17 protein-coding genes and 2 pseudogenes are annotated in these 22,951 nt (G+C 68.6%); 11 read left to right on the top strand and 8 right to left on the bottom strand.

Annotated features, from left to right (window positions below):
* Positions 1–168: 168 nt before the first annotated feature.
* Together O5O46_RS26645 and O5O46_RS26650 are read right to left on the bottom strand one after the other, a co-directional pair.
* Positions 169–311 (bottom strand): annotated as a pseudogene (locus O5O46_RS26645) (transposase); the annotation flags it as partial.
* 36 nt (positions 312–347) lie between these two features.
* Positions 348–977 (bottom strand): TetR family transcriptional regulator, encoded by a 630-nt coding sequence (locus O5O46_RS26650; protein WP_269858127.1) that lies wholly within the window; start codon positions 975–977, stop codon positions 348–350.
* 193 nt (positions 978–1,170) lie between these two features.
* Between O5O46_RS26650 and O5O46_RS26655 the strand changes: the two genes are divergently transcribed.
* Positions 1,171–1,650 (top strand): SRPBCC family protein, encoded by a 480-nt coding sequence (locus tag O5O46_RS26655; RefSeq protein WP_269858128.1) that lies wholly within the window; start codon positions 1,171–1,173, stop codon positions 1,648–1,650.
* A gap of 737 nt (positions 1,651–2,387) precedes the next feature.
* On the opposite strand, the gene O5O46_RS26660 is transcribed toward O5O46_RS26655, so the two are convergent.
* A complete protein-coding gene (locus O5O46_RS26660) occupies positions 2,388–3,374 on the bottom strand; it encodes an SMP-30/gluconolactonase/LRE family protein (protein WP_269858129.1) in 987 nt (328 codons plus the stop codon).
* A 192-nt stretch (positions 3,375–3,566) separates the two neighbouring features.
* Complete coding sequence (locus O5O46_RS26665) at positions 3,567–4,424, bottom strand: SDR family oxidoreductase (RefSeq protein ID WP_269858130.1); 858 nt, start codon at positions 4,422–4,424, stop codon at positions 3,567–3,569.
* Between the two features lie 133 nt (positions 4,425–4,557).
* Between O5O46_RS26665 and O5O46_RS26670 the strand changes: the two genes are divergently transcribed.
* The 8 genes and pseudogenes from O5O46_RS26670 to O5O46_RS26705 all read left to right on the top strand — a co-directional run bounded on the left by O5O46_RS26670 (position 4,558) and on the right by O5O46_RS26705 (position 14,507).
* Entirely contained in the window at positions 4,558–4,962 is a 405-nt protein-coding gene (locus O5O46_RS26670) for a winged helix-turn-helix transcriptional regulator (RefSeq protein WP_269858131.1), read from the top strand.
* Between the two features lie 885 nt (positions 4,963–5,847).
* Positions 5,848–6,251: pseudogene (locus tag O5O46_RS26675) on the top strand (mycothiol transferase); the annotation flags it as partial.
* Positions 6,252–6,471: 220 nt separating this feature from the next.
* A complete protein-coding gene (locus O5O46_RS26680) occupies positions 6,472–7,278 on the top strand; it encodes a hypothetical protein (RefSeq protein ID WP_269858132.1) in 807 nt (268 codons plus the stop codon).
* A 4-nt stretch (positions 7,279–7,282) separates the two neighbouring features.
* On the top strand, positions 7,283–9,469 hold the full coding sequence (locus tag O5O46_RS26685) for a hypothetical protein (protein ID WP_269858133.1): 2,187 nt from the start codon (positions 7,283–7,285) through the stop codon (positions 9,467–9,469).
* 2 nt (positions 9,470–9,471) lie between these two features.
* On the top strand, positions 9,472–11,181 hold the full coding sequence (locus tag O5O46_RS26690) for a vWA domain-containing protein (RefSeq protein ID WP_269858134.1): 1,710 nt from the start codon (positions 9,472–9,474) through the stop codon (positions 11,179–11,181).
* 57 nt (positions 11,182–11,238) lie between these two features.
* Positions 11,239–11,922: a vWA domain-containing protein gene (locus O5O46_RS26695; protein ID WP_269858135.1), complete on the top strand. Its 684-nt coding sequence runs from the start codon at positions 11,239–11,241 to the stop codon at positions 11,920–11,922.
* Position 11,923: 1 nt separating this feature from the next.
* Positions 11,924–12,937, top strand: a complete 1,014-nt coding sequence (locus tag O5O46_RS26700; RefSeq protein ID WP_269858136.1) for a protein phosphatase 2C domain-containing protein — start codon at positions 11,924–11,926, stop codon at positions 12,935–12,937.
* A gap of 10 nt (positions 12,938–12,947) precedes the next feature.
* Positions 12,948–14,507: a hypothetical protein gene (locus O5O46_RS26705; protein WP_269858137.1), complete on the top strand. Its 1,560-nt coding sequence runs from the start codon at positions 12,948–12,950 to the stop codon at positions 14,505–14,507.
* Here O5O46_RS26705 and O5O46_RS26710 read toward each other — a convergent pair.
* Positions 14,486–15,184, bottom strand: a complete 699-nt coding sequence (locus tag O5O46_RS26710; RefSeq protein WP_269858138.1) for a Crp/Fnr family transcriptional regulator — start codon at positions 15,182–15,184, stop codon at positions 14,486–14,488. The two genes, O5O46_RS26705 and O5O46_RS26710, sit on opposite strands and share 22 nt — an antisense overlap.
* Positions 15,185–15,215: 31 nt before the next feature.
* The gene (locus O5O46_RS26715; RefSeq protein WP_269858139.1) at positions 15,216–15,719 is read right to left on the bottom strand and encodes a Pycsar system effector family protein; all 504 of its coding nucleotides are present in this window, start codon (positions 15,717–15,719) and stop codon (positions 15,216–15,218) included.
* Positions 15,720–16,685: 966 nt separating this feature from the next.
* On the opposite strand from O5O46_RS26715, the gene O5O46_RS26720 reads away from it, so the two are divergent.
* Positions 16,686–18,158 carry a hypothetical protein gene (locus O5O46_RS26720; protein WP_269858140.1) on the top strand — a complete coding sequence of 491 codons (1,473 nt, stop codon included), beginning with the start codon at positions 16,686–16,688 and terminating at the stop codon, positions 18,156–18,158.
* Positions 18,159–18,755: 597 nt separating this feature from the next.
* On the top strand, positions 18,756–19,454 hold the full coding sequence (locus tag O5O46_RS26725) for an SDR family oxidoreductase (RefSeq protein WP_269858141.1): 699 nt from the start codon (positions 18,756–18,758) through the stop codon (positions 19,452–19,454).
* A gap of 588 nt (positions 19,455–20,042) precedes the next feature.
* Here the strand turns inward: O5O46_RS26725 and O5O46_RS26730 are convergent.
* Both O5O46_RS26730 and O5O46_RS26735 read right to left on the bottom strand, forming a co-directional pair.
* Positions 20,043–20,840, bottom strand: a complete 798-nt coding sequence (locus O5O46_RS26730; RefSeq protein WP_269858142.1) for an inositol monophosphatase family protein — start codon at positions 20,838–20,840, stop codon at positions 20,043–20,045.
* A gap of 170 nt (positions 20,841–21,010) precedes the next feature.
* Positions 21,011–22,843 (bottom strand): AMP-dependent synthetase/ligase, encoded by a 1,833-nt coding sequence (locus tag O5O46_RS26735; RefSeq protein WP_269858143.1) that lies wholly within the window; start codon positions 22,841–22,843, stop codon positions 21,011–21,013.
* Positions 22,844–22,951 lie beyond the last annotated feature (108 nt).

Here is a 22,951-nt window from a genome sequence, read left to right on the forward strand (position 1 = left end):
GTTCTTGCGTCCCAGTGATCGGGGCGTCCGTTTTTCCACTTCCTCACGTCTGTCCCTTCCCTGAGGAGGACCTGTGTCGAAAGCAACGGCCATGCGAGACCAATGGGGTTGGCGCTCGGGGGAAGCGGGCCAGCCGATCTCGAGCAGCGAACTGTCGTGCCAGACGGGGGCCTTGACCAGGTCATCGACCGCCCGGGTGACACGCCGTGCACGTACGCCTCCATGATGACGGCGAAGGGAGCCCGGTCGATGCGGCGGCGACGCTCCAGCAGGCTGGGGAAGAACCCGCCTGAGCGCAGCTTGGGTAGCTGAGGACGTCAACGAGTTGAGTCCCCCGTTGCCCTCGCTCAAGGGCGAGAAGTGGGCTTGAGGCCTGCGAATGAGGCCAGGCCGGTGGAGATGAGCTCGGCTGCGCGGCGGACGTCGGCGGTCACCGCCGTATGGACCTGCACGGGCGTGCGCTTGCCATCCAGGTACTTCCTCAGGCTCTGGAACTGGATGGGCCACAGTCCGAGCAGGGCGGTGGCCGCAATCTGCGGCTCCGGGTCATCCGGGCCCATCCCGGTGCGCTGGGCCAGCACCTCGGAGGCCGCGGCGATGAGCCGGTCGGTCATGTCGCGGTGATAGGCCCGCAGGGAAGGCGTCGATCTCGTCAGTGCGCCAAAGCGCTGGATCATGGCAGCAGCCTGGACAGAGTCCTCCTGCGCGGCGACCCAGGACGTCATGGCGCTCAACTCGTCGGAGAGGATCCGCAGCACGGCCTCGACCGGAGCGCGGTCCGGCTGGGCCAGGGCGGAGCGCAGGGCGGCCATTGTGGACTCCCCGAGGTCCAGGATGAGCGATTCCTTGGTGGGGAAGTAGTTGAAGACCGTCTTTTCCGAGACACCACACGCCTGAGCAATCTCCGACACACGGACGGCGTCGAAGCCGCGTTCCAGGAACATCTCGGTCGCGGTGTCGGACAGGCGTTGCCGCATCAGGCGCTTCTTCCGCTCCCGCAGTCCCTCGGCCCTGGGCTCCCCCGCCTGTCGGCGCCATGCAGTCCAGTTCACTGTGCTCATGATGGCAGCGTAGTCCAGTGACAGAATAATTACTGCTACCGTAAATTTTCAGCGACTGTAAGCGTTGGCCTGTTCCGACACCACACCCCGTCAGCTCTGGGAGGCCTCCATGCGCACCATCCACATCGTCCGCGACTACCCGCATTCCCCTGCCAAGGTCTGGCGCGCCGTCACCGACCCTGCACTCATCCCACTGTGGACCGCTACCGGCGCCGGCGCACGACCGGAAGGCTTCACCCCCACCGTCGGCACGGAGTTCCAGTTCATCGCCAGGCCGAAGCCCGGCTGGAGCGGCATCGTCGACTGCGTCGTGCTGGAGGCGGACGAGCCCCGACTGCTGCGCTACTCGTGGACCGACCATGGCGGCGGCGAGACGACCGAAGTCACCTACCGGATAGAGCCGCATGCCGCAGGAACACGCTTCACCTACGACCACACGGGCTTCACGGGTACCGGCGGACTCCTCATGGCCCAAATCCTCGGCCACGTCCGGCGGAAGATGCTGCGCATCGGACTGCCCGCAGTACTGAACGATCTCGACGATGCCGGCATGCTCCGCCCCGGAAGCACTCTCAAGCCCAGGACCTGAAGACTGCCGGCCAAGGGGCGTGCCCCTTCAGTATCGCGGGAGCGGCCATCGAGAACGAGGTTCTGTAGGCAGCGACCTACAGTACGTCAGCACCGTCCGCCGGCTGGTTCATACGTCGTCCTTCCGTCCACTGAACGAAGCTGATCCGGCGGAAGGGCGGACGGGGCCAAGAAGTACGACACGGTTATCAACTCCCGCGCACGGCACCACGCCCAACCCTCCCACAAGGAAGCGCACTTGAAGTCAAGGTGTACGTCGCGCACGACCGTCCGGCACGCCCTGCCTCATGGCCCGCTCCTGCCCGAGGATGCACGGACTCAAAGCGCCGCCCTCACCGCGCAGCTCACAAGTCTGACGGGGTACCTCGGTGGTTCCGCTGCTGATCCGCGCCGGGCGAGGCTGGCAGCTTGAACTCGTCGGCCCCGACAGAGAATTCGTGCTGGGCCCACGCGCGGCGGACTTTCATGTAGTCGCGGACCACTGCATCCGGATCAGCTCCGTCCTCGAAGCGACAAGAGCTACAACGGTCTTCGGGTTCGCTGGAACCGCAAAGAATCCATGGGTCACCACATCAAACTGACCCAGAGTCGAAACATGGGCCGCCCATCGCACGAGACAATCAGCTGCGGCCGATTCCGACGCTAGATGGTACGTACGCATTTGATAGACCGGCATGGCCGGTATCCCTTTCGAGATCGTACTTTTTGGAGCTTCCGCGCGAGGGCAGGTCGAAGGTGTCAGCGCAGTGGCAGGCTTTCGAGGGTGAAGACCGGGCTGGTCAGCGGAGTGCCGTACAGGTAGGTGTCCATCTGGGAGTTGGTCACCAGTAGCCGGTCGCCGTTCACGGCGACGCCAGTGGTGGTGTCGGCCCCCGGGTAGGTGCGTTCGGAGACGACGGTGGCCCGGGTGTCGTCGCCGGAGAGCCGCACAGTGGTGATCTCGTTGTTCACGGAACGGGCGACGTACAGGGTGTTTCCTCGCCGCGCGATGCCGTCGGCGCTGGGCAGGGCCGGTGCGTCGATCTTGCGAACGTCGCCGGTGGCGAGGGTGAGCCGGTAGAGGGCGCCGCTGTACCAGTAGCCGATGATCAGGGACTTGCCGTCGGGGGTGGTGACAATGCCGTTGCCGTTGGACTGGCCGGCCACGTAGTCCGGCAGGTGGTAGGCCACCTCAAGGGGCCGGTGGGCGCCGGTGGCGGGGGCGTTCACCTCGGCGGCAGGGATCCGGTAGACCACGGCGCGGAAGGAGTCGGTGATGTAGACGTCCCCGTTGGGGGTGACGGTCTCGTCGTTGACGAGAGTCGGTCCGCCCGTGTCGGGGACGGTGTAGGAGGAAACGAGCTTTCCGGTGTGGGTGTAGACGAAGAAGCGTCCGGTGAAGGCGCCGGCGACCAGCAGGCGATTGCCGGTGACCTTGATCCCGGTGGCCTGGGTGCGGCCGTCCTGGCCGGCTGGCAGGAAGGGGTCGAGCGTCTTCGCTCCGGGGCGGCCGCGGTAGACGGTGCCGTCGGCGATGCTGCCGGTGTAGACGTAGCGGTGGTCCGCCGCGACGCTTTCGGGAAAGGCGTTGCTGCCGTTGATCGTGATCGTGTAATCGCCGCCCTCACGGTCATGGATGGGTGCGGCGGTGGCTGGAAGCGCGAGGGCGGCCAGGGCGGTGGACATCGCGGTGACGGTGAGGAGCGCGCGCCTCCATGTGGCGCGCGCGGTAGTACGGGTGGACATCGTGAAGGACCTTTCCGGATAGAGGGGAGGGACACGAGGAACGAACGAATACCGGCGGCAGGCCATCGAGTCCTCCCGGGGGGGCGGGACCAAGCCGGGATCACCCGCTTCACCCGCGCCGGTGGCGGAGCCGCGGCCGGGGTGAATGCCGTCGGTTATGCAGTCGTCGGGTCGGCTGCCTGGGAAGCAGTGTCAGCGCAGCGCGGCGGCGACCGCGTCGGCCAGGGAGGTGGTGGGCCGTCCGATGAGGCGGCTCAGGTCGCCGGAGCCGGTGAACAACTCGTCGCGGCTCATGCCGAGGTCGGCGTCGGCGAGGACGTGAGCCAAGTCGGCAGGCAGGCCGGCGTCGGTCAGCGCTCGGGCGAACTCGTCGGCAGGGAGATCGGTGTAGCTGATCTGCTTACCGGCGGCGGCCGAGATCGCCGTGGCGAGCTCGGTCAGCGTGAACGCCTCGTCGCCGCCCAGCTCGTACACCGCGCCGACATGCCCTTCGGTGGTCAGCACGACCGCGGCGGCCTCGGCGTAGTCGGCACGGGCAGCGGCGCTGATCCTCCCCCGGCCGGCGGCCCCGACCACGGCTTCGTTTCGCAGCACCAGCTGCAGCTGGTCCATGTAGTTCTCCAGGTACCAGCTGTTGCGCAGCAGCACACTGGGGACTCCACGCTCCCGCAGGTATTCCTCGGTGGCGCGATGAGTGGAGGCGAGGATCGTCGTGGCCGTGTCCGCGTGCGACATACTCGTGTACGCCACCAGCGACGCACCTGCCGCCACCGCGGCATCGATGGCACGGCGGTGGTTGGCGACCCGCTCGTCCACAGTCGTGGTCGATACCAGCAGCAGCTTGTCCGCTCCCTCGAAGGCCGCCGTAAGACTGTCCGGGTCCGCGAAGTCGGCCCGGCGCACCACGACACCGCGGTCGGCGAACTCCTTGATCCTGTCGATGTCCCGGCCGGTCGCGACGATGTCCGAGGCCGGCACTCCGCGATCCAGCAGTGCCTCGACGGCGAGCCTTCCCAACTGGCCGGAGGCTCCGGTGACAACGATTGACATGAGATCGCTCCTTTCTTCGCGCCGCGAACCTCCCGCGGCGTTACTGAGCCAGGATGACCTCGTAGCTCTCTATTGGTAAGTAGCCACCTTGGTGTAAGGTAGCCACCTGAAGGAAAGTAATGAGGTGAGCGGGATGGCGACCACCAAGGGTGTGAGCGAGCCCATAGCGTCGTGGGATCCGTACGAGCGTGGCTGCCCGTCGCGCGACCTGCTGGACCAGATCGGCAGCAAGTGGGCGGTTCTGGTGTTGGGTGAGCTCGGCAAGCACGGGGCGTGCCGGTTCACCCAGCTGCGGCAGAGGCTGGCGGGAGTGAGCGAGAAGATGCTCACCCAGACACTGCGCACCCTCGAACGCGACGGACTGGTCCGGCGAACCGTCTACCCGGAGGTGCCGGTCCGCGTGGAGTACGAGCTGACTCCACTTGGCCAGACACTGCGGGAGCCCCTGAGAGCGCTTACGGAGTGGTCGGTGCGCCACGTGACAGAGGTCCTCGCCGCCCGCGAGGAGTACGACGCCCGCAGCGAGAACGCCGGCTGAACCTGCGAGCGCTTCTGGAACCCTGTCCGGAGGGTCTTCTCACTGGTGGATCAGGTGGCGCGGAAGCTGCTGTCAGTCCCGGCGGTGCTGCTACGCCAACGCGCGGCGGAAGACGCTGGGTTGCTGGTGCCGCAGCATGAGAACGCGGTGCCGCGCAGGCAGCTCAAGGTACGTTATGCGCCGCCGGACCGACTGCCGTTCGCGGCGTTGTCTGCGCTGATCCCGCGGCGTCGGTCGGCGCGCGTTGCCGGTGATGCCTGCAACCGTGCTGGCACGGCGCCGCAGACTTACCGCGCGCCAGCCGCAACACCAAAGCCTTCACCGTGCTCGGGGTCGGCGGCCTGCGCCTTCTCCCGATAAGCGACCGCGACAAGCAGCCGGGAGCCTGGCACCGCGCCACCAACTCGCCGCACTTCAGGGGCAGATCGACAAACCGAAGCTGACCTGGCCAGAACGTGCACTGCTGGACGCCCTCCTATATCCCCTCCCCCCGGGTGCGTCTTCGTCAACTACCGCTGATGTCTCGCCAGGCACGGTGCTGCGTTGACACCGCGACCTGCTGCGGCGCTGGCACCCCAACCGACCATCTGCCGGGGCGATTTACCCACCTTGACATAAGAAGGCGTGAACGTCTGGGCGGCCTCCTCCACGAGTACCAGCATGATGCACAACCAGGGCAGGATGAGGTTTTCGCCAAGCGCAGCGTTGGGACTGGTTCCACGCCCTGAACGCCCTCAAGAGCCATATTCGGCCGAACAGATCAGCGGCCAAGCGCTCACGCACCGCCCCCGAACTCCTTCGCCACGACCAACTTTCACGCCCCTCCCCCGCACGTACGCATGACCATCTGACCTGCGCGGGACGTATTTTTCGACCCTGCTGGAGATGCTGACCCACCACCGGCACTCCCTGCACTTCACCACCCGCGACCTCACCGACGAGCAGGCCGGGCAGCGGACCACCGCCAGCGAGCTGTACCTGGCCGCTGCGATCAAGCACGTCCCCTCGATGGAGCGGACTGGGTGAACTTCATCGTGGAGGGCTCGTCGGCAATGCCCGACTTCACCGCCATGGCCGAGGCGGACTGGGCCCGGCGGGCCGACGACTTCCGGCCACTGCCCGGCGAGACACTCGCCGTGTCCTGGATGCCTACGCCGAAGTGGCCCGCAAGGCAGACGAGTTGGTCACCTCCCGACCTGGGTGCCAGCCAGCCGCTGCCAGCGACGCTCACCGCGCCCGTGGTATCAGCGGGCCCCGGGCGGTCGGCCCTGCGGCGCACCGCCACGCACTGACGGGTTGGCGCGAAACCATCCCCGTTCCCAGCCCTGTCTGCCACAGTGCCGATGCCATCGCCGAGGGATCCGGCTGGTCACCAACTCAGTCCGCTGGGGCGGTGATCCGAGACATGGCATATGGGGTCGCTCTTTGCGCCAAATGGCGTGGACGACGTTTTAGACGTGCCGTAGTAACGAGGCACGCCCAACGTGGCGCATGTCAACGGGAGGACAGATGCGAGCTAAAGCCTTGCACTACTGGATCATGGTGCTGGACGTGGAGAACTTCAGCCCGCGCGAGAATCCCGTGCAGCGGGCCGTACGCCGTGCGATGTACGAGGTTGTCGAGGACGCTCTGTCGGCAACGGGCCTCACCGGCAAGGGCGTTGTCATGGAGGACCGGGGGGACGGCATCCTGATCCTGGTCCCGTCCACCGTCTCGCCGGTGACGCTCGCCGGTGACTTCATCCGCGAACTGCACGACGGCCTTCGGGAGCGGGCGGTGCTCACCAGCACGGCCGCCGCGACCCGGCTCCGGGTGGCGCTGCACCAGGGGCTGGCGTCCAGGGACGAGCACGGTTGGTCGGGCGATGCCATCAACACGGCGTTCCGGCTGGTGAACGCCGAACCGCTGCGGGACGTCCTGACCGCAGCCCACCTCGCCCACCTGGTCTTCGCCGTGTCCTCCGACGTCCACCGGGACGTCATCCGGCACGGATACCGTCCGCTCGACCCCGCCGCGTACCTGCCGACGCGGTTCGAGGCCAAGCACGGTCAGCCGATCGAGGCCTGGGTGACCGTCCCCGGCTACAGCGCCCCGCCCGGGCTGCCGCCGCTGGACGCCGCCCAGCCGACGCCGGTGGCCCCGACGCACCCGTCTGCCGCCGCTGGCCCGCAGACGCCCGCCACGCAGGCCCCCGCCTCCGCCGGGACGGCGGCCTCCGCCAAGACGATCACCATCTCTGGCAACACCGTGCAGGGCGACCTGGTCGCCGGGAACAAGACGGTGCACGTCAACGGCGCCTACCCGGGACTGCGGTGAGGCCGTGACGACCCCGCAACCCCCGGCGCCGGGCGAAGGCGCCGCCCCGGCACCCGACGCACCGCCGCCTTCCGCCGACGCTCCCGGCGCGGTCAACGACGATGCGGGCGACGCCGGGTCCGCCGACGCACCGGAACCCGAAGGCGGCGAGGACGACGAGCGGGTCGGCTCGGGGGACGACGCGTCCGAGGCGACCGGCCAGCTCGGCCAGGGCACCCAGCGCCACGGCCATCTACGGCACGCGTCCGCCAACATCGGCGCCGACTTCGTCGGCGGCGACAAGTACGTCTTCCTCCTCGGCGGGCGCCGCGAACGCCTGCGCCCGGTATCGCCGCTCCTCGTCGAGCGGGTGCGCTTCGCGTTCGAACCACCGCCGCAGTGGGACGAGACCCGGGAGAGCCTGCGGCAGCGCCGCGTCATCCTGCTGCGCGGCGCCGCGGGCCACGGCAAGACCGCGGCCGCGGTCCGGCTGCTGATCGGCATGGGCGACGGTCCCATCTACCACCTGGAACGCTCCGTTGACTTCGGCTCGCTCATCGAGCGGCTGGAGAACGGCTTCGGTGAGGCGGATATCGAGCCTGGCACCGGGTTCCTGCTGGACAAGCCGGAAGACATCACCAACCTGCGCGGCGAACTGTTCCAGAGCCTGGAGACCGCGCTGCTGGGCGCCAAGGCGACCATGGTGGTCACCGTCGAGGCCACCGAACTCGCCGACAGCGAGCTGTTGTCGCATGTGGTGGACCTGCCCGCCCTGGAGTCCACCTGGGGTGTCGTCTCCCGCTACCTCGGCTGGAAGCTGGGCGGTCCGGCGAGTGTGGAGTTGCTCGAACACCCCGACGTCAAAGCCCTCATCGACTCCTGTCTGGCGACCGCCTCCTGCAAGGCCGCCGCTGATCTGGCCTCCGCGCTCTGCGACGAGTACCAGTCCGGCGAGTTGTCGGTGAACCGGATCAGGGCCCGGCTCGACCGTCTGGAGGCGGAGGACTTCGAGATCTGGGCCGAGGGCCTCGCCGACCCCGCCCTGCGCTGCTTCGCGATCGCGCTCGCCGTCCTCAACGGCCTGCCGCAGGAGTACATCGCCGAGGCGGCCCGCGCGCTCCACGCCCGACTGGACGCCGACGCCGGGTCAGGTCAGCCGGACGCGGCGCACCACGACCCGTTCGCCTGGCCCCGCCGCAAGCTCCTCACCAGGCTGCGGGCCCACCGCACCACTGCTGGCGCGCACGACGAGGACGCCGACACCCTGGAGTACCTCGACCCCGAGTACCCCAGATCCGTGCTGCGGCACGCCTGGCACGAGTACGCGATCCAGCACGTACTGCTCGACTGGTTCGGCGACCTGGTCAAAAGCCCGGTCGGCCAGGTGCGGATCTACGCCGCCATGGCACTCGGCGGGCTGCTGCCGAAGTCCTGGGGATACCTCCAGGACCGCGTACTGCGGCGCTGGTCGCTGGCGAAGGACGCGCGGCTGCGTGACGCCGTCGCCTACGCTCTGCTCGCCGCTGGAGGCACCGAGCGGCTGCACCCGCAGATCGGCGCCATAACGGCCGCCTGGTACGCCGACCGCTCCCGCCCACTGGGACAGGCGACGGCCGCCCGGATCCACGGCCTGTGCCCGGGCGGCATGGACCCGCACGAGAGCGTCCGAGCCCTCATGCGGCTGGCGACCGTGGACCATGTCAAGGTCTCGGTGGCGGTGGGCGACGCCTTCGCCGATCTGGTGGCGGGCGACGACCGGCTGGCGCCGACAGTGCTGAGCGCGCTGTGGGACGGGATCTACGACAGCCGCGCCCGTCCGACCTGTCTGCTCGCCTTCCTGATCGTCGCCACCTCCCTGGTCGTGGAGACCGCCACGGAGGGCCCGGAGGGGTGGCCGGTCCTGCTCCACCTGGCCACGGTCACCGAACCGGTGCAGCAGCCACTGGTGCTCCTGTGGCGGGAGGCGCTGGGTGACGACTCCCTCAACCGCGAGGCCCAGCAGGTGCTGCGGGGTTGGGCCGGGATCGCGGAACGCGACGCCGGGCTGCGGCCGGTCCTGCTGGACCTGCTGGCCGGAGTGGTCCACGGCGACGTGCGATGCGGGCGCATCGTCCGGCGCTGTGCCCAGGAGTGGGTCGACCGCGACAACCTCGCCCCGCTGACGGCGACCGCCGGGGCCGTCCACCACATGCTGCTTCGAGAAGGAGCCTGAACATGACGTCCACGCTTCCGCTGATCCTCGGCGTGGAGCCGGTGCCACGCACCCAGTGGGGACCGGTACGGGCCCGCAACCGCAACTGCGCCGTGGTGTACGCGACCGCCAACGGCGAACTGGACCTCGCCGGTTCCGTCAACCTCACCTGGCGGGACAAGATCCTCGGCAGGTATCTGACGCGCTACGAGGTCAGCGTGGGCGACCACCGCCGCACCGGGCGGCTGGTCAGCTCCCCGCTTACCTGTAGCGACGGTTCGCATCGGTTCGACGCCACGCTCGACGTCGGGTTCCGCGTCCACGACCCGCTGGAGATCGTACGGCGCAACGTGACCGACGCCCTGCCCGTCGTCTACGGCCTCCTGGTCCCGCAACTCCGCGCGGAGGCCCGCAAGTTCGGCATCGAGGAGGCGGCGCTGGCCGAGGAGCACCTCAACCGGCTGCTGGCGCGCGGCGCTTCGCTGCCTGAGGGCATCACCATCTACCACTGCACTGTGGTGATCGAGCCCGACCAGGCCGCCCGCGACCACATCGCCGCCCTGCTCGCGGCCCGTAGACAAGCCACCATCGCCCGCGGAAACCACGAGGCGCAGGTCGCGGCGGCCCGCTCGGAGCAGGCCGTGCTGGATGTCCAGCAAGAAGGCGCACTGGGCCGCGAGGCCCAACGCAGGGCCGCGTTGGGCAACATGAGCGTCGACCTGGAGGGCGTGCTCAAACAGCATCTGATCATGCACCCCGAGGACACAGCCACGGTAGCCGAGTTGATGGTACGGACGGAGGCGGACCGCACGTCGCAGAGCGATCTCCAGGCGCAGCGGTGGGACCAGATGTTCCGCTTCCTGGTGGAGAAGGACCTGATCCGTTCGGCCGACCTGCCGGGGCTGGGCCGCGCGATACCCGCTGGGCTCGACGCGCTCGGCCCGAGACAACTCGCCATGTCCACCGACCAGGCGGCCCCGGCCCAGCCCGCGCCCCAGTCCCCGGCGCCGGTGCTCTGGGGCGGCCGGGCCGGACAGCACGAGAACCCGTCGGGCGGCGCCCCGGACGCTGCCACCCGGCAGTTGCCGGTCTACCTGCTGATCGACACCTCGGCCGCCGCCCAGCCGTTCGTGGACGGCCTCAACGCCACACTGCGCGGCCTTCTTTCGGCGCTCAACGCGGATCTGGCCGTCGCCGAAGGCATCCGGCTGTCCGTGCTCGCCTTCAACGAACGGTCTCAGGTGCTGCGGCCGCTGTCAGCTGCCGCCCAGAGCCCCTCCCCGGCCATCCCGGCCGCGTCGGGTCCCGCCCGATACGGCGCCGCCTTCGACGGGCTCGCGGACCTGCTGTCGTCCGACGTGGACGCGCTCAAGGCGTCCGGCCACCGGGTCCAGCGTCCGATCGCGCTGTTCCTGAGCACCACCGGCCCGAGCGACGAGGCGGCGGCCTGGGGCGGTGCCCGGGACCGGCTGGCCGGTCACCGCTACGCGCCCACCGTGATCGCCTGCTGCCTGGGCGGCACGGCGCCCGGTGCGGCGCGGCGCATCGCCGACCGGCCCGAGCTCGCCTTCGAGGGGATGCCGGGCGTCCCGGTCGCCGACCAGGTCGCGGGCTTCGCCCTCCTACTGCGCAACACCGTGCTGCGTCTCGGCCGTGGGTTGCGCTCCGGTCGGCCCGACCTCGTCGTGGAATGCCCGGCCGGGCTGCTGTCCGCCGCCGCGGCGCACCACTGACCGCTCCTGTCCACCTGGCCGCCGACTGGGCCGTGCGGCCGTTGAAGCGAAGGACCCATGAGTTCAGTGTCCGGAAACAGCGGAACCCTTCTTCCGATCTACGTGATGGCGGACGAGTCGGCTTCCATGAACGCCAACATGGCCGCCCTCAACGCCGGTCTGGCGCATCTGCACCTCAAGCTGCTGGCCGCGCCGATGGCGGCGGCCAAGGTGCGCTTCTCGGTGCTCGGCTTCGCCGACGACGTGGTGCAGCGCATGCCCCTGGTCGATCTGCGCCAGCAGAGCGAGATCCCGCAGCTCGTCGCCCGCGGTACGACGAGCTACCAGGCAGCCTTCGAAGAGCTGCTGAGCCGCATCCTGCGGGACGTGGACCAGTTGAAGGCGGACGGCTACAAGGTGCACCGGCCCGCGGTGTTCTTCATGACCGACGGCATGCCCAACGAGGGCGAGGACTGGGTGGGCGCCCACCGGCGGCTGACCGACCGGTCCGTCACCAAGGCGGCACCCAACATCATCTCGTGCGGAATCGGCGACGCCGACGCGCAGACCATCCAGATGATCGCCACCAACCCGAACTTCGCATACGTCTCGGACGGCGACCGGGTGGGCGACGCCATCTCCTCGTTCTGCACCGCGCTCACCCAGAGCGTCATCAGCTCCGGCACCGCCATGGCCAACGGCCAGGCCGAACTGATCGTGGAGCCGCCCGCCGGTTTCCGCATGGTCGTCGACGAGATCTGACATGGAGCCGACCCCTCACACCTCGCCCGCGGACGGCTGGCTGGACAGCTACCTCGTGGGCAGCATGGACCCCTCCGTGGAGCCGCTGCCGGTGGCGGAGTCGCCGCACGCTCCGGCGACCGGCGCGGGCTGGGAGCCGTTCGTCGTGGGCACGCCGTGTCTGCGGTTCGAGCCACGGCCGCCCAGCACCATCTCCTACCGGCCCGACACCCTCTGCGACGGCTGGTCCACCGACCAGTTGACGGTCCGCCTCGCGTCGGTACGCGGCTACGCCCACCGCCACGACGGTCGGCCCCGCGAGGACGACGTCGCCGCCGCGTACCACCAGCCCACCGGTACCGTGGTGTTCGCCGTCGCCGACGGGGTGTCGTCGGCGTCCCAGGCCTACATCGGTGCGACGCTCGTCTGCCGGGCGGCCATCGACGACATCACGGCCCAGCTCGACGACGGGCCGGAGGTGGACCTGGTCCGCACCGTCCGGTCGGCGGCCTGGCAGTTGGCAGCCCGGGTCGCAGGCGGCGGTCGGGCGGTCACCGCGGAGGACAGCCAGGAGGCCGAACGCCGGTACGCCACCACGCTGGTGGCGGGCACGGTCGGCGTCGGACGGCACGGTGTCCCCGAGGTGTCACTGGTGCAGGTCGGCGACTCCGGCGCCTGGGTGCTACACAGGGGCAGCGGGCGCTTCGAGCGGCTGCTGAAGACCAAGGACTCCACCGGCGAAGAGGTGCTCTCCTCCGCCGTGACGCCGTTGCCCCGGGTGCCGACGGCACTCCGGCCGACCCGGGTCTCCCTGCGGCCCGACAGCGTGCTGTTGGTGGGCAGCGACGGGTTCGGTGATCCGCTGGGTGACGGCGCGGGTGAGGTGGCCCAGCTCTTCGCCCACCACCTGCGGACCCCGCCGCCCATCCGCGGCATCGCCCACCTGCTCGACTTCTCCCGGGAGACCTTCGACGACGACCGCACCCTGCTGGCCGTCTGGCCACGGCACCTGCTGCCCGGCGACGGCGGCGAGTGAGGGGGCGTCGATGCCGGAGTACATCGACCACGATCGGCTCGTCCTCGGGGACGCGCCGATCGGAAAGGGCGGTCAGGGCAGGGTCTGGGAGGTCAAGGACCGTCTGATCAACGGCCGTTGGCCAGTGGTCTTCAAGGAGTACGTGTCGCCGCGGGACGTGGACACCGACGTCCTGGAGGAGATGGTGGCCTTCGTGCCGAAGCTGCCGACCGACATCGGTGAGTGGTGGTGCGAGCGCAGCTCATGGCCCGCGGCCGTGGTCGCACGCGCCGGTCGACCGGTGGGGTTCCTCATGCGGCGGATCCCCGACGAGTACTACATCCGGCTCGCCTTCGACCAGGGCAACCGGGTACCGGCGGGTTTCGAGTTCCTGCTCAACCCGGCGAACTACCTGCAACGGGTCGGGATCTCACTGTCCGACCTGCAACGTACCGAGTTGCTCAGGGACTTGGCCCATGTGTTGGACCGGCTGCATCGGCGCAGGGTGGTGGTCGGTGACCTGTCCCCGGCCAACGTGATGTTCAGCCTTGCCGGGAAGCCCTCCTGCTACTTCCTCGACTGTGACGCGATGCGGCTGCGGGGCCGTGACGTCCTGCCCCAGGTGGAGACCCCGCACTGGGGTGCCCCGGACAGCGAGCCGAAGGCCACCGTCGCCAGCGACCGCTACAAGTTCGCGCTGATGGCAGTCCGGCTGTTCGCGGGCGACCAGCACACCGAGGACATCACCGCACTCACCGGCTTCTCCACGGAGCTGGGCCACTTCGCCAAGCAGGCCCTGCACCACGGCCCCGAACAGCGTCCCACCATGAAGGCCTGGGTGTCCGCCCTGGACAAGGCCGCCGAGGACGCCGCCACAACGCCGCGCCCGAAGCCAACAAGCCCGAAGCCGAACCCCACCCCTCCACCACCCAATCCCGGCCCGTACGTTCCGCCCCGCCCCCACCCCCACCCCCAACCGCAGATGCCGCCCATACGGCCGACACCGCCGGGCAAACCCTCGTCAGGCAGGCGGGTCGCGGCGGTGCTCACCATCATCGCCATGCTGTTCTTCTTCGCGTACCTGGCGCACAAGGGCGGCGAGCACGGCTACGGCACCGATCCCGGCTCCACGGCCTCCCCGACGAGCGGCCCGACCGCCGCCGCCCAGGCGATCGACTCCCTGCTGGCCGAGGCGAAGGGCACCCGGGGCACGGTCGACTCCGCCGCGCAGGACGCCATGAACTGTGGCGCGCCCGCCGAGGACGCCACGGCCTTCGGCAACGCGCTCACCGAGCGCCGCGACCTCCTAAGACGTCTGTCGGACCTGAACGTAGACGCGCTGGACGGCGGAAACGCAGTGGTATCGGATTTGACGAACGCCTGGCAGGCGTCCGCCAACGCCGACGACTACTTCCAGCGGTGGGCGAGCTCACTCACCGGGACGTGCACCTCCGGCAGCACGTCTTCCGACTACGAAAACGCCCTGGCGCAGGGGCAGTTGGCGACGGCCGCCAAGAAGAAGTTCGTCGCCGACTGGACGCCCATCGCCCAGCAGTACGGCCTGCCTGCCTACTCCTGGGACGAGCTGTGACCGGCGCACCGGCGCAGCTCCGCGCTTCGGGCCACCACGATGGCCTGGCGGCCGGTGATCACCAGGCCCCGACCGCGCCACTCCTCCAGAACGCGGCTGACCGTGCGCCGCGACGTCAGCACGAGCCCTGCCATGTCGTCCTGGGTCAGCGGCAGGTCGATCCGCACCGACCCTCCATCCGCGCGGCTCCCGTACAGCTCACCCAGTTCCAGCAGGAGCGCCGCCAACCGCGCCTCCACCCGCTCCGCCCCGGCGGCCGCCCGGCGCCGGTCGGCGTCCCGCAACCTGCGGGAGAGCACCAGCCGCACCGCGTTGGCGACAACGGGGAGCGAACCGGTCAGCGCCAGGAACCGCGCCGAGGGCACGACCAACGCTTCCACGTCGGTGAGGGCGTAGAGCGATGCTGAGCGCGGTCGGCCCTCGAACCCGGCCTGCTCCCCCAGTAAGTCTCCGGGGCTACGGATGGCCAGCACTGCCTGGTAGCCGGTCTCGGAGTCCGTGTAGACCTTCACACAACCGGTCCGCACCACATAGACGTGGTCCGACTCCTCGTTCTGCCGGACCAGATGGGTCCGGGCGGAGAACGAGGAGCGCCGACCGGCGGCCGTCAGCGCCGAACGGCTCGGCTCGTCGAGCAACGACCAGAAGGTGTGCGCCGCGGGGTTCCAATCGTCCATTGAGCTCAGCTTCCCACCAACTGCGACGGCGTCAGCCGGTCACCCCGACGACGGCCAGCACAAAGGCACCTGCCACGGCCAGGAGCAGGGACTGCTGCACCCGGCGGTGTTTGGTCCAGGCGATCCGGCTCATGATGACGAGTTCACGGGAGAGGACGGGTAGCAGATCAGCGTCGGCCAGGCGCGTGGCGAGCTTCTCCGGCGACCAGTACCGCAGGTGGCCGTAGAAGACGAAGTCATCGCTGGACGGCGCCGGTTCGCCCTCGGACCGCGGGATGACCACTGCCACGGCGAGTGCGGCGGCGAGCCCGAGCAGGAACACGCCGAGCCAGAAACCGCCCTCGGCCCAGAAGCCGGACAGTCGGCCGAAGCGGTGGCCACTGCCCGCCAGTGCCGCCACACCGGCCAGCGCGGCCGATTCCAGGGTCAGCGCGAACGAGGCCTTGGAGTCGATCTTCCCGGTCCAGTCGGACAGCGAGGCGTACAAGTGCCATGCCGTGTCGACGCCGTTCGCCACGCCGTCGTCCTGAGCCACCCGAACTCATCCCCCCTGGCTGCCACTTGACGGTCACCATATCGGTAACCACGCGGACATGGTGAGCGCTTCCCCGGCCGTCCCCGAGTCAGGCCACCAGCCGCGCGATCCCATCCGCGCCGACCGGCGCCGCCAGGAGCCAGCCAGGGCTGCCGGTGCTGGGGCAACTGGCATCGCCAGCGCCAGCGGGGGCGGGCGACCGCGCTCATGCTTCGACACCGGCAGGATGCGCGTCCCTGCTTCCTGTCCCTGAGCTATCCGATGCTGAACGACCGCAACGAGACGCCGTCGAGCTTCGAAGTGACCGACCTCGGCATCTGGGGCCGATGGGAAAACCGCTCGCCTGGGCCGCGGTGCTGGGTGGTGAGGCACTACAACACCGCCGCCTGCCGGACAGGCGTCTGCGGATCCGGCGGACCGGTCTTCGCATCAACGCCGACAGGAGATGCCGTGCCTGCGTGCTGATCGCGTGCGAAGTTCGCGACAGCCATTACCAGGCCGACGTCGGCTCCCTCTGCCGCCCCTGCGCACCACCGCAACACGACGACTCGAAGACCAACATGCTCCGTCTGGCGAGAGAACATGCACCTGCTCCCTGAGCGCCCGCCTCAACGCCTCGGCGACCACGTCGTGCGGCATGGAAGGAGGGTCCCCGTGGGCCAGCGGGGCGAACGGTGCCGGTGCGGCACTAGCTCCGTGAGGTGCCTACCCCCACAACAGACATAGCCGGCTGCCGATACCGTAGGAGACACGGGATTTGATCGTGCGCCTTGCGCGCCAGAATCCGCTCTGGGAATACCGCAGAGCGCTCCCTCCGCCCCGCCCTGACCTGCTAATACGTACTGTCCAAAGGCCAGATCTCGGCTACCGCTACCCCAGCTCCTCGTGATACGACTGACCGATCTTGATCGTTTTTACGGGGGGATTTGAGTCGTGGGGGTTGTGCTGCCCGATTGGGCTGCCACGATGCTGGACCTTATCGGTGTGTCCTGGCCCAACGTGGACGAGGACGACTACCACCACACGGCCGACTCGCTCCGTGACTTCGCGCACGACCTCGACGACAACGCTGGCGCCGCCAACCAGCACATGCAACGCCTGCTGGCATCCGGCCGGGGCCAGTCGATGGAGGCGCTCAGCGCCCACTGGGGGAAGGTCAAGGACAAGCACCTCAAGGACCTCGCCACCGCGGCAACGGTGATTGCAGGAGCCTTGGACCTGGCGGCGGGCGCCATCACGGCCCAAAAGGGCGAGGCGATCACGCAGTTGGGGTACCTGGCTGACGAGACCGGGATCGCGCTGGCGTTGATCCCGGAGACCGGCGGGTTGTCGGCGCTGCTGGACGCGGGCGCGATCGAAGCCACGCAGCAGGTCGTCAAGCAGCTGTTCAAGGAGGTCGCGAGGGACGCGGTCAGCTACATCGTCTCGGCCCTCACCGAACCCGCGGTGTCGGCTTTGGATGGCATGGCGATCGATCTCGCGATCCAACTCGCCGCCGATGGCATGGGCGTGCAGGATGGTGTGAACCTCAACGAGGTCAAGCAGGCAGGCAAGGAAGGCCTTCACCAGGGCGTGGGCTCCGCGAAGGCCGCACTGCGCCTTGACTCCGTTGGCGGCGGAGACGGTGGAGGCGGAGGCGGGAGCGCCGACGATGTCTTCATCGACCATGCTGAGCACGAACGTGCGAGTACACACCTCAACGTGGTCGGTGCCTCGGTCCGCGGCAAGACGAGCGGACACATCATCAAAGCGCGCCTACGCCTGGGCCGTACTCGTGGCAAGGGCGAGATCGCCAAGGTCATCGAACAGATCGCGGAGAAAGCGATCAACGCGGTGGAAAAGGCCGCCACGGAGCTCGGTGACCACCTCAAGGACCGTCTACCCAAAGCCGTCCGGCAGATCTCCAAGGACTTCCGCAACACCGACCAGGACATCAAAGACGGCTTCGTAAGCGGAGCAAGCATGGATGTCCAGATTCAGCCGCACGTCGCCGTTGGGCCGTTCCAACTCGGTATGCCCTTCAGCGAAGCAATGGAGATCGCTCAAGGACTGGGCCGGATCAGTCACCAGCCAGGAGCCGAACAGCCCCCAGGGGTCTACGTCGTGAACCTCGATGACACCGCGTTCCAATTCGTCCTGTCCTTCCCCCAAACCGGGACACTCACCAGCGTCGAGCTGTGGCGCTTCCGCGTGGAGGACGCCGATATCAACGTCATCTTCGACGGACTTGACGTCTTCCGCACCCCCAGCGAGCAGTTGGTGCCACAGCTAGAGGAGCGTGGGCATTCCGTCGTATACGACGATGACTTCGGCATCTACGCCCTGCCCGAATCCAGAATGTCCTTCGCCAACAACAGCTCCTACGAGTACCCCGTCGACGCGGAGGGCGACCCCCTGTACTTCGACTACGTCCTGGTCACGACGCAGCCCGTCCGGTGACCGCGGGCCGCACGCACCCGCCCCGAGATCGCCGTCCAGCGCCCTGCCGGTGTGCACGGTTCCTGATCCTGTCCCGCGTGAAAACTCGGGTTCGAGCCGCTGATTAAGCCGTTCCGCTCCGAGAGCGCTGTCAGCTGATCTTCTGCCGGCTGCTGGGCTGGCTGACACTGCTGGGGCGCTCCTCCGCCGCGTACAAGGCCGAGTTCCTCGCCCTGCGCCCCGAGGTCGCCGTCCTGCGCCGGCAGGCCGAGCGGCCTGTCCCGCGTGAAAACTCGGTTTCGGACTACTGAGCTGGGCTGTTCTCCTGCGGGGGTGGTACCAGGCCGAGGATGATTGGAGTGCGTGGGCGCATCTTGGGCCCTGCGCGCCGAGCAGGGTCCAAGTTGGGGGCTGACAGCGCGGGTTCGGCCGCTTCGTACGGCATCGCGGCCGGTCAGCGATGGCGTGCCGACTCGGCGGGAAAGTCGCTGGGTATAGTGCAGGCGTTTCGGGGAACCGGCGACCCGGAGTCGGTCGACCTCACGCGCCACCTCGCGTTCCTCGACATTCGGGACCCTGGCGGAGCCCCGATGACCACATCGCTGAGGAGGCCGTCCCATGGAACCCGTCACGCTGATCACCGGTGGCTCGAGCGGAATCGGCGCCGCCACCGCCCGCGCCCTGCTCAAGCAGGACCACCGCGTGGCCATCACCGGACGTGACGCGGACAAGCTGGCCGCCTTCGCCGCTTCGGCCGGAGCGGGCGAGCGGCTGCTGACGATCACCGGCGACACCAGCCACGCGCACGACGTCGCCTCCGCCGTGCGCCGCGTGGTGGACGTGTGGGGCCGACTGGACAACGTCATCGCCAACGCTGGTTTCTCACTGCCCGGCAACCTGGAGAGCCACGACCCCGAGGACATGCGCGCCATGGTCCTCACCAACGTCCTGGGCCCGGCCCTGCTGGTGCGGGAGACACTGCCGCATCTCAGGGAGTCCAAGGGCCGGATCGTGATCATCGGTTCGGTCGCTGGGGTGCGCAACACGCCTGGCAACCTGTACTCGGTCACCAAGTGGGCCGCGCACGCGCTGGCCGAGAACACCAGGCTGCTGGTCGGCAAGGACGGAGTCGGCGTGACCGTCGTCGCCCCCGGGGTGGTGGACACCCCGTTCTGGGACGAGCGCGGCGGCACCCCCGAGGCGGCGCCGGCAATGACCGCCGAGCAGATCGCGGACACGATCGTCTTCGCCGTCAACCAGCCCACGGGCGTGGACATCAACCACATCACCCTGCGGCCGACCGGGCAGCTCGGCTGACGCCACGCTCCCAAGGGCCCTACAACAAGGCGCCTTTGGTCCCCGCCGCGTACCACACGGTGCAGGCCGAAGGCGCCTTCGGGCATCCGGGTGGACGCGCGGCGTCAGGGGGAGAAGTGGGCGCACCGGGAAGGACCACGCCGGACTACTCGAAGTCGGCCATGGTGGCGCCTGGGCCGATCGATATTTCGGCCCCGGCACCAACTCACCGTGCTGGAGCGCCAGTTCCACGGAACGCGCCTGCTCCTCAACAGCACGCTGATCTGGAACCAAAGCCATCTCATCAATGCATTACGCGAGTTCGAGAACCACTACAACACCCACCACCCACACCGCACCCTCAACCAAGCCTCACCCTCTGAGAGCACGGCCCACCCCGATATCCGATCCCAACCGGCTCACCCAGTTGGACATACCATACGCCGGCGTGACCGACTCAGCGGCACCCTCCACGAGTACCGACATGCCGCATGACCAGCATTTGATGCACTTTCCGGCACCCACAACGTCCTTCGCGCGCTTGCTCCCGGGGAGTCGATCCACAAGTCCTGAGCATTGCTCTCCGGCTAATCCTGTGCGGTCACAGCACTAGCTTCGGATGCGGATCATCGACATCAGCAGTCCGTGGGTCTCGGCGTCAGCGGCAGCCACAAGCCCGCGACCTGCCTGCCCGATAGGGGCGCCGTCGATCCCGGTGACTACGCAACCAGCGGCCCGGCACAGAGCGATGCCAGCGGCGAAATGCACGCTCCCTGACAGGCCACCGCCGTCGGTGACGTACGCGGCGCGCTTGCCGGCCGCGACCCAGGCCAACGCCAGCGTCGTGGACACAACCCGCGGCCGGAACCGCTCGCCGAACTCGGGGTGGGCCAGCAGGTCCACAGCCCGGAATCCGGACGCGCTCGGGAACGGCGGATCCAAGTTGACGTCCACCAGCTGGGTGGCGGGCGTCGGCGCCAGCTGCTCATCGCCCCCGTCGTGCCGCACCCAGGCGGTCTCACCGTCGGTGAAGAAGACCTCTCTGCTGAACGGGTCGGCCACCGCCGCCGCCCCGTTGCGCAGCGCCACGTTGACGGCCACCAGCATGTTGCCGGCAGCGTAGTTCAGCGTGCCGCACAAGGGATCCACCAACCACTGGCGTACAGCGTCGGCCGCACCCTGCTGCCCGCCTTCCTCGCCGAGAACCGCGTCACCGGGCCGAGCAGCACGAATGACGCGGAGGATCATCTTCTCAGCCTCCACATCGGCGGCGGTTGCGAAGTCCCCGACGCCCTTGTCGATGCGGGTGAGCCGCTGGCCGTACATGTTGCGCACCACTTCCGCGCCCGCACGTGCCCCAGCTATCGCAACCTCAGCATCGTTGGAACTCGCGTATGAGTTGATCACGTCGTGCAGAATATCGAGCCGAAGCCACCAACCCGGCGAAGCTATGCGGTCAAGGCACTACGTACGACGTGGATGAATCGCCGCCACTTCAGTTCGTTCGCTGCTCCCTGGCTGTTTTGGGCGTGTCAGCGCCGTCTCACGATCCCGCTGGAGAGCGTCGAAGACAGCACCTAGCCGGCGTAGAGCTGGTCGATTTCCGCCGCGTAAACCTTCACGATCGCGCTGCGGCGGAGCTTGAGGGAGGGGGTCAGCAGACCGTCCGCCACGCTGAACTCGTTCGGCAGGATCCTGAACGCTCTGATCGACTCCGCGCGGGACACCGCTGTGTTGGCTCTGGACACCGCCTGTTGTATCTCCGCGTGCAAGGCCTGGTTCGCCGACACCACTCCTCGGCCGTTTAACGCCGATCCGTCGACCATCCGCTGCCAGCGAGTCAACGCCGTGGGCTCCAGGGTGATCAACGCACCGACGTACGGCCGGTTGTCACCCACCACGACGCACTGGGAGATCAGCGGATGCTGACGCAACCGCTCCTCCAGCATCAGTGGGCACACGCTCTTGCCGCCGCTGGTGATGATGACATCCTTCTTGCGGCCGGTGATGGTCAGATAGCCGTCGCCGTCCAGGTATCCGAGGTCTCCGGTGCGCAGCCAGCCGTCCCGCAGTGCCCCCTCGGTGGCCATCGGGTCACCCAGGTAGCCGGAGAACACCGTACTCCCGCGCACCCACACCTCGCCGTCGTGCGCGATGCGCACCGAGTTTCCCGGCATCGGGCGGCCCACTGTGCCGAACCGCACCCGGCCGAGCGGCTGGGCCGTGACCGCGCCCGTGGTCTCGGTGAGTCCGTAGCCGTCGTACACCGTGATACCCGCACCCGCGAAAAGCAGCCCCAGGGTCCTGCTGAACGGTGAACCACCGGTGACCGCGTACCGCACCCGCCCGCCGAAGACGGCCCGGAGCTTCTTGTACACCATGTGGTCGAAGACCGCGTGCGCCGCCTTGAGACCCGGTGCGGGACCGCGTCCGGTACCCCAGGCGAACTGCTCCATCGCTTCGGCGTAGCGCACGGCCACATCGAGGGCCTTGTCGAAGAGGTATCCCCGACCCGCCTCCAGCGCGGCGCCTCGTGCACATCGCAGGATCCGTTCGAAGACGTACGGCACGGCGAAGACGAACGACGGCCTGAAGGAGGCGAAGGCAGCCAGCAGCGCATCAGCCGTCAGACGCGGCTCATGACCCATCATGATGCCTCCGCGCAGGCAAGCGACCTGTACCACCAGCCCGTAGACGTGCGACAGCGGAAGGAAGGTGAGGATCGACGGCTCCTCGCCGGGCTCGGCGAGCAGTGAACTCCAGCCCGCGAGAAGGGTGTCGCACTGGGCTGCCAGATTGAGATGGGAGATCAGGCATCCCATGGGCCTGCCGGTGGTGCCCGAGGTGTAGGCGATGACTGCGGGGAACTGCGGCTCCACCGACCAGCGCAACTGGTCCACCAGGTCATCGGGCACACCGCGGCCCCGGGCCCACAGCTCCGGCACGCAGTTCCTGTCCATCTGCCAGATCCAGCGCAATGCCGGGAGCCTGTCGCACACGGCTCCGACGGTCATCGCGTGGTCCTCTCCCTCGACGACGACAGCCACCGCCTGCGTGTGTGAGAGCATCCAGCAGACCTGCTCCGCCGAGGACGTCGGGTAGATGGGGACCAGTTGGGCACCGATCGACCAGAGCGCGTAGCTGAAGAGCGTCCACTCGTACCGCGTCCGCGCCATCAGGGCCACCCGGTCCCCGAAGCCGATGCCATTGGCCAACAGGCCCTTGGCCAGCGCCACGACCTCGTCACGAAAGGCGGTCGCGGTCACCGCGATCCACTCGTCCGGTCGGGCAGGGCTACGTTTGGCCAGCAGGACTCGACTCGGTTCACGGGCCGCCACCTCGTACAGCGAGTCGGCCAAGCCACCTGAACGCAACGGTTCCACGAGGAGAGGGAGACTGAACTCACGCATGGTGCCCCCTTCTTGAGCCAGGGCTCGTCCCCCGTTGACGGTGAGGAGGGAGCGAAAACTACCGGCCAGATGGCTGGCTGCATAGGGCACCGGCCGATTTTGGCGATG

Origin of the sequence: Streptomyces sp. RPT161, assembly GCF_027533845.1 — a bacterium.
GTDB lineage: Bacteria > Actinomycetota > Actinomycetes > Streptomycetales > Streptomycetaceae > Streptantibioticus_A > Streptantibioticus_A silvisoli_A.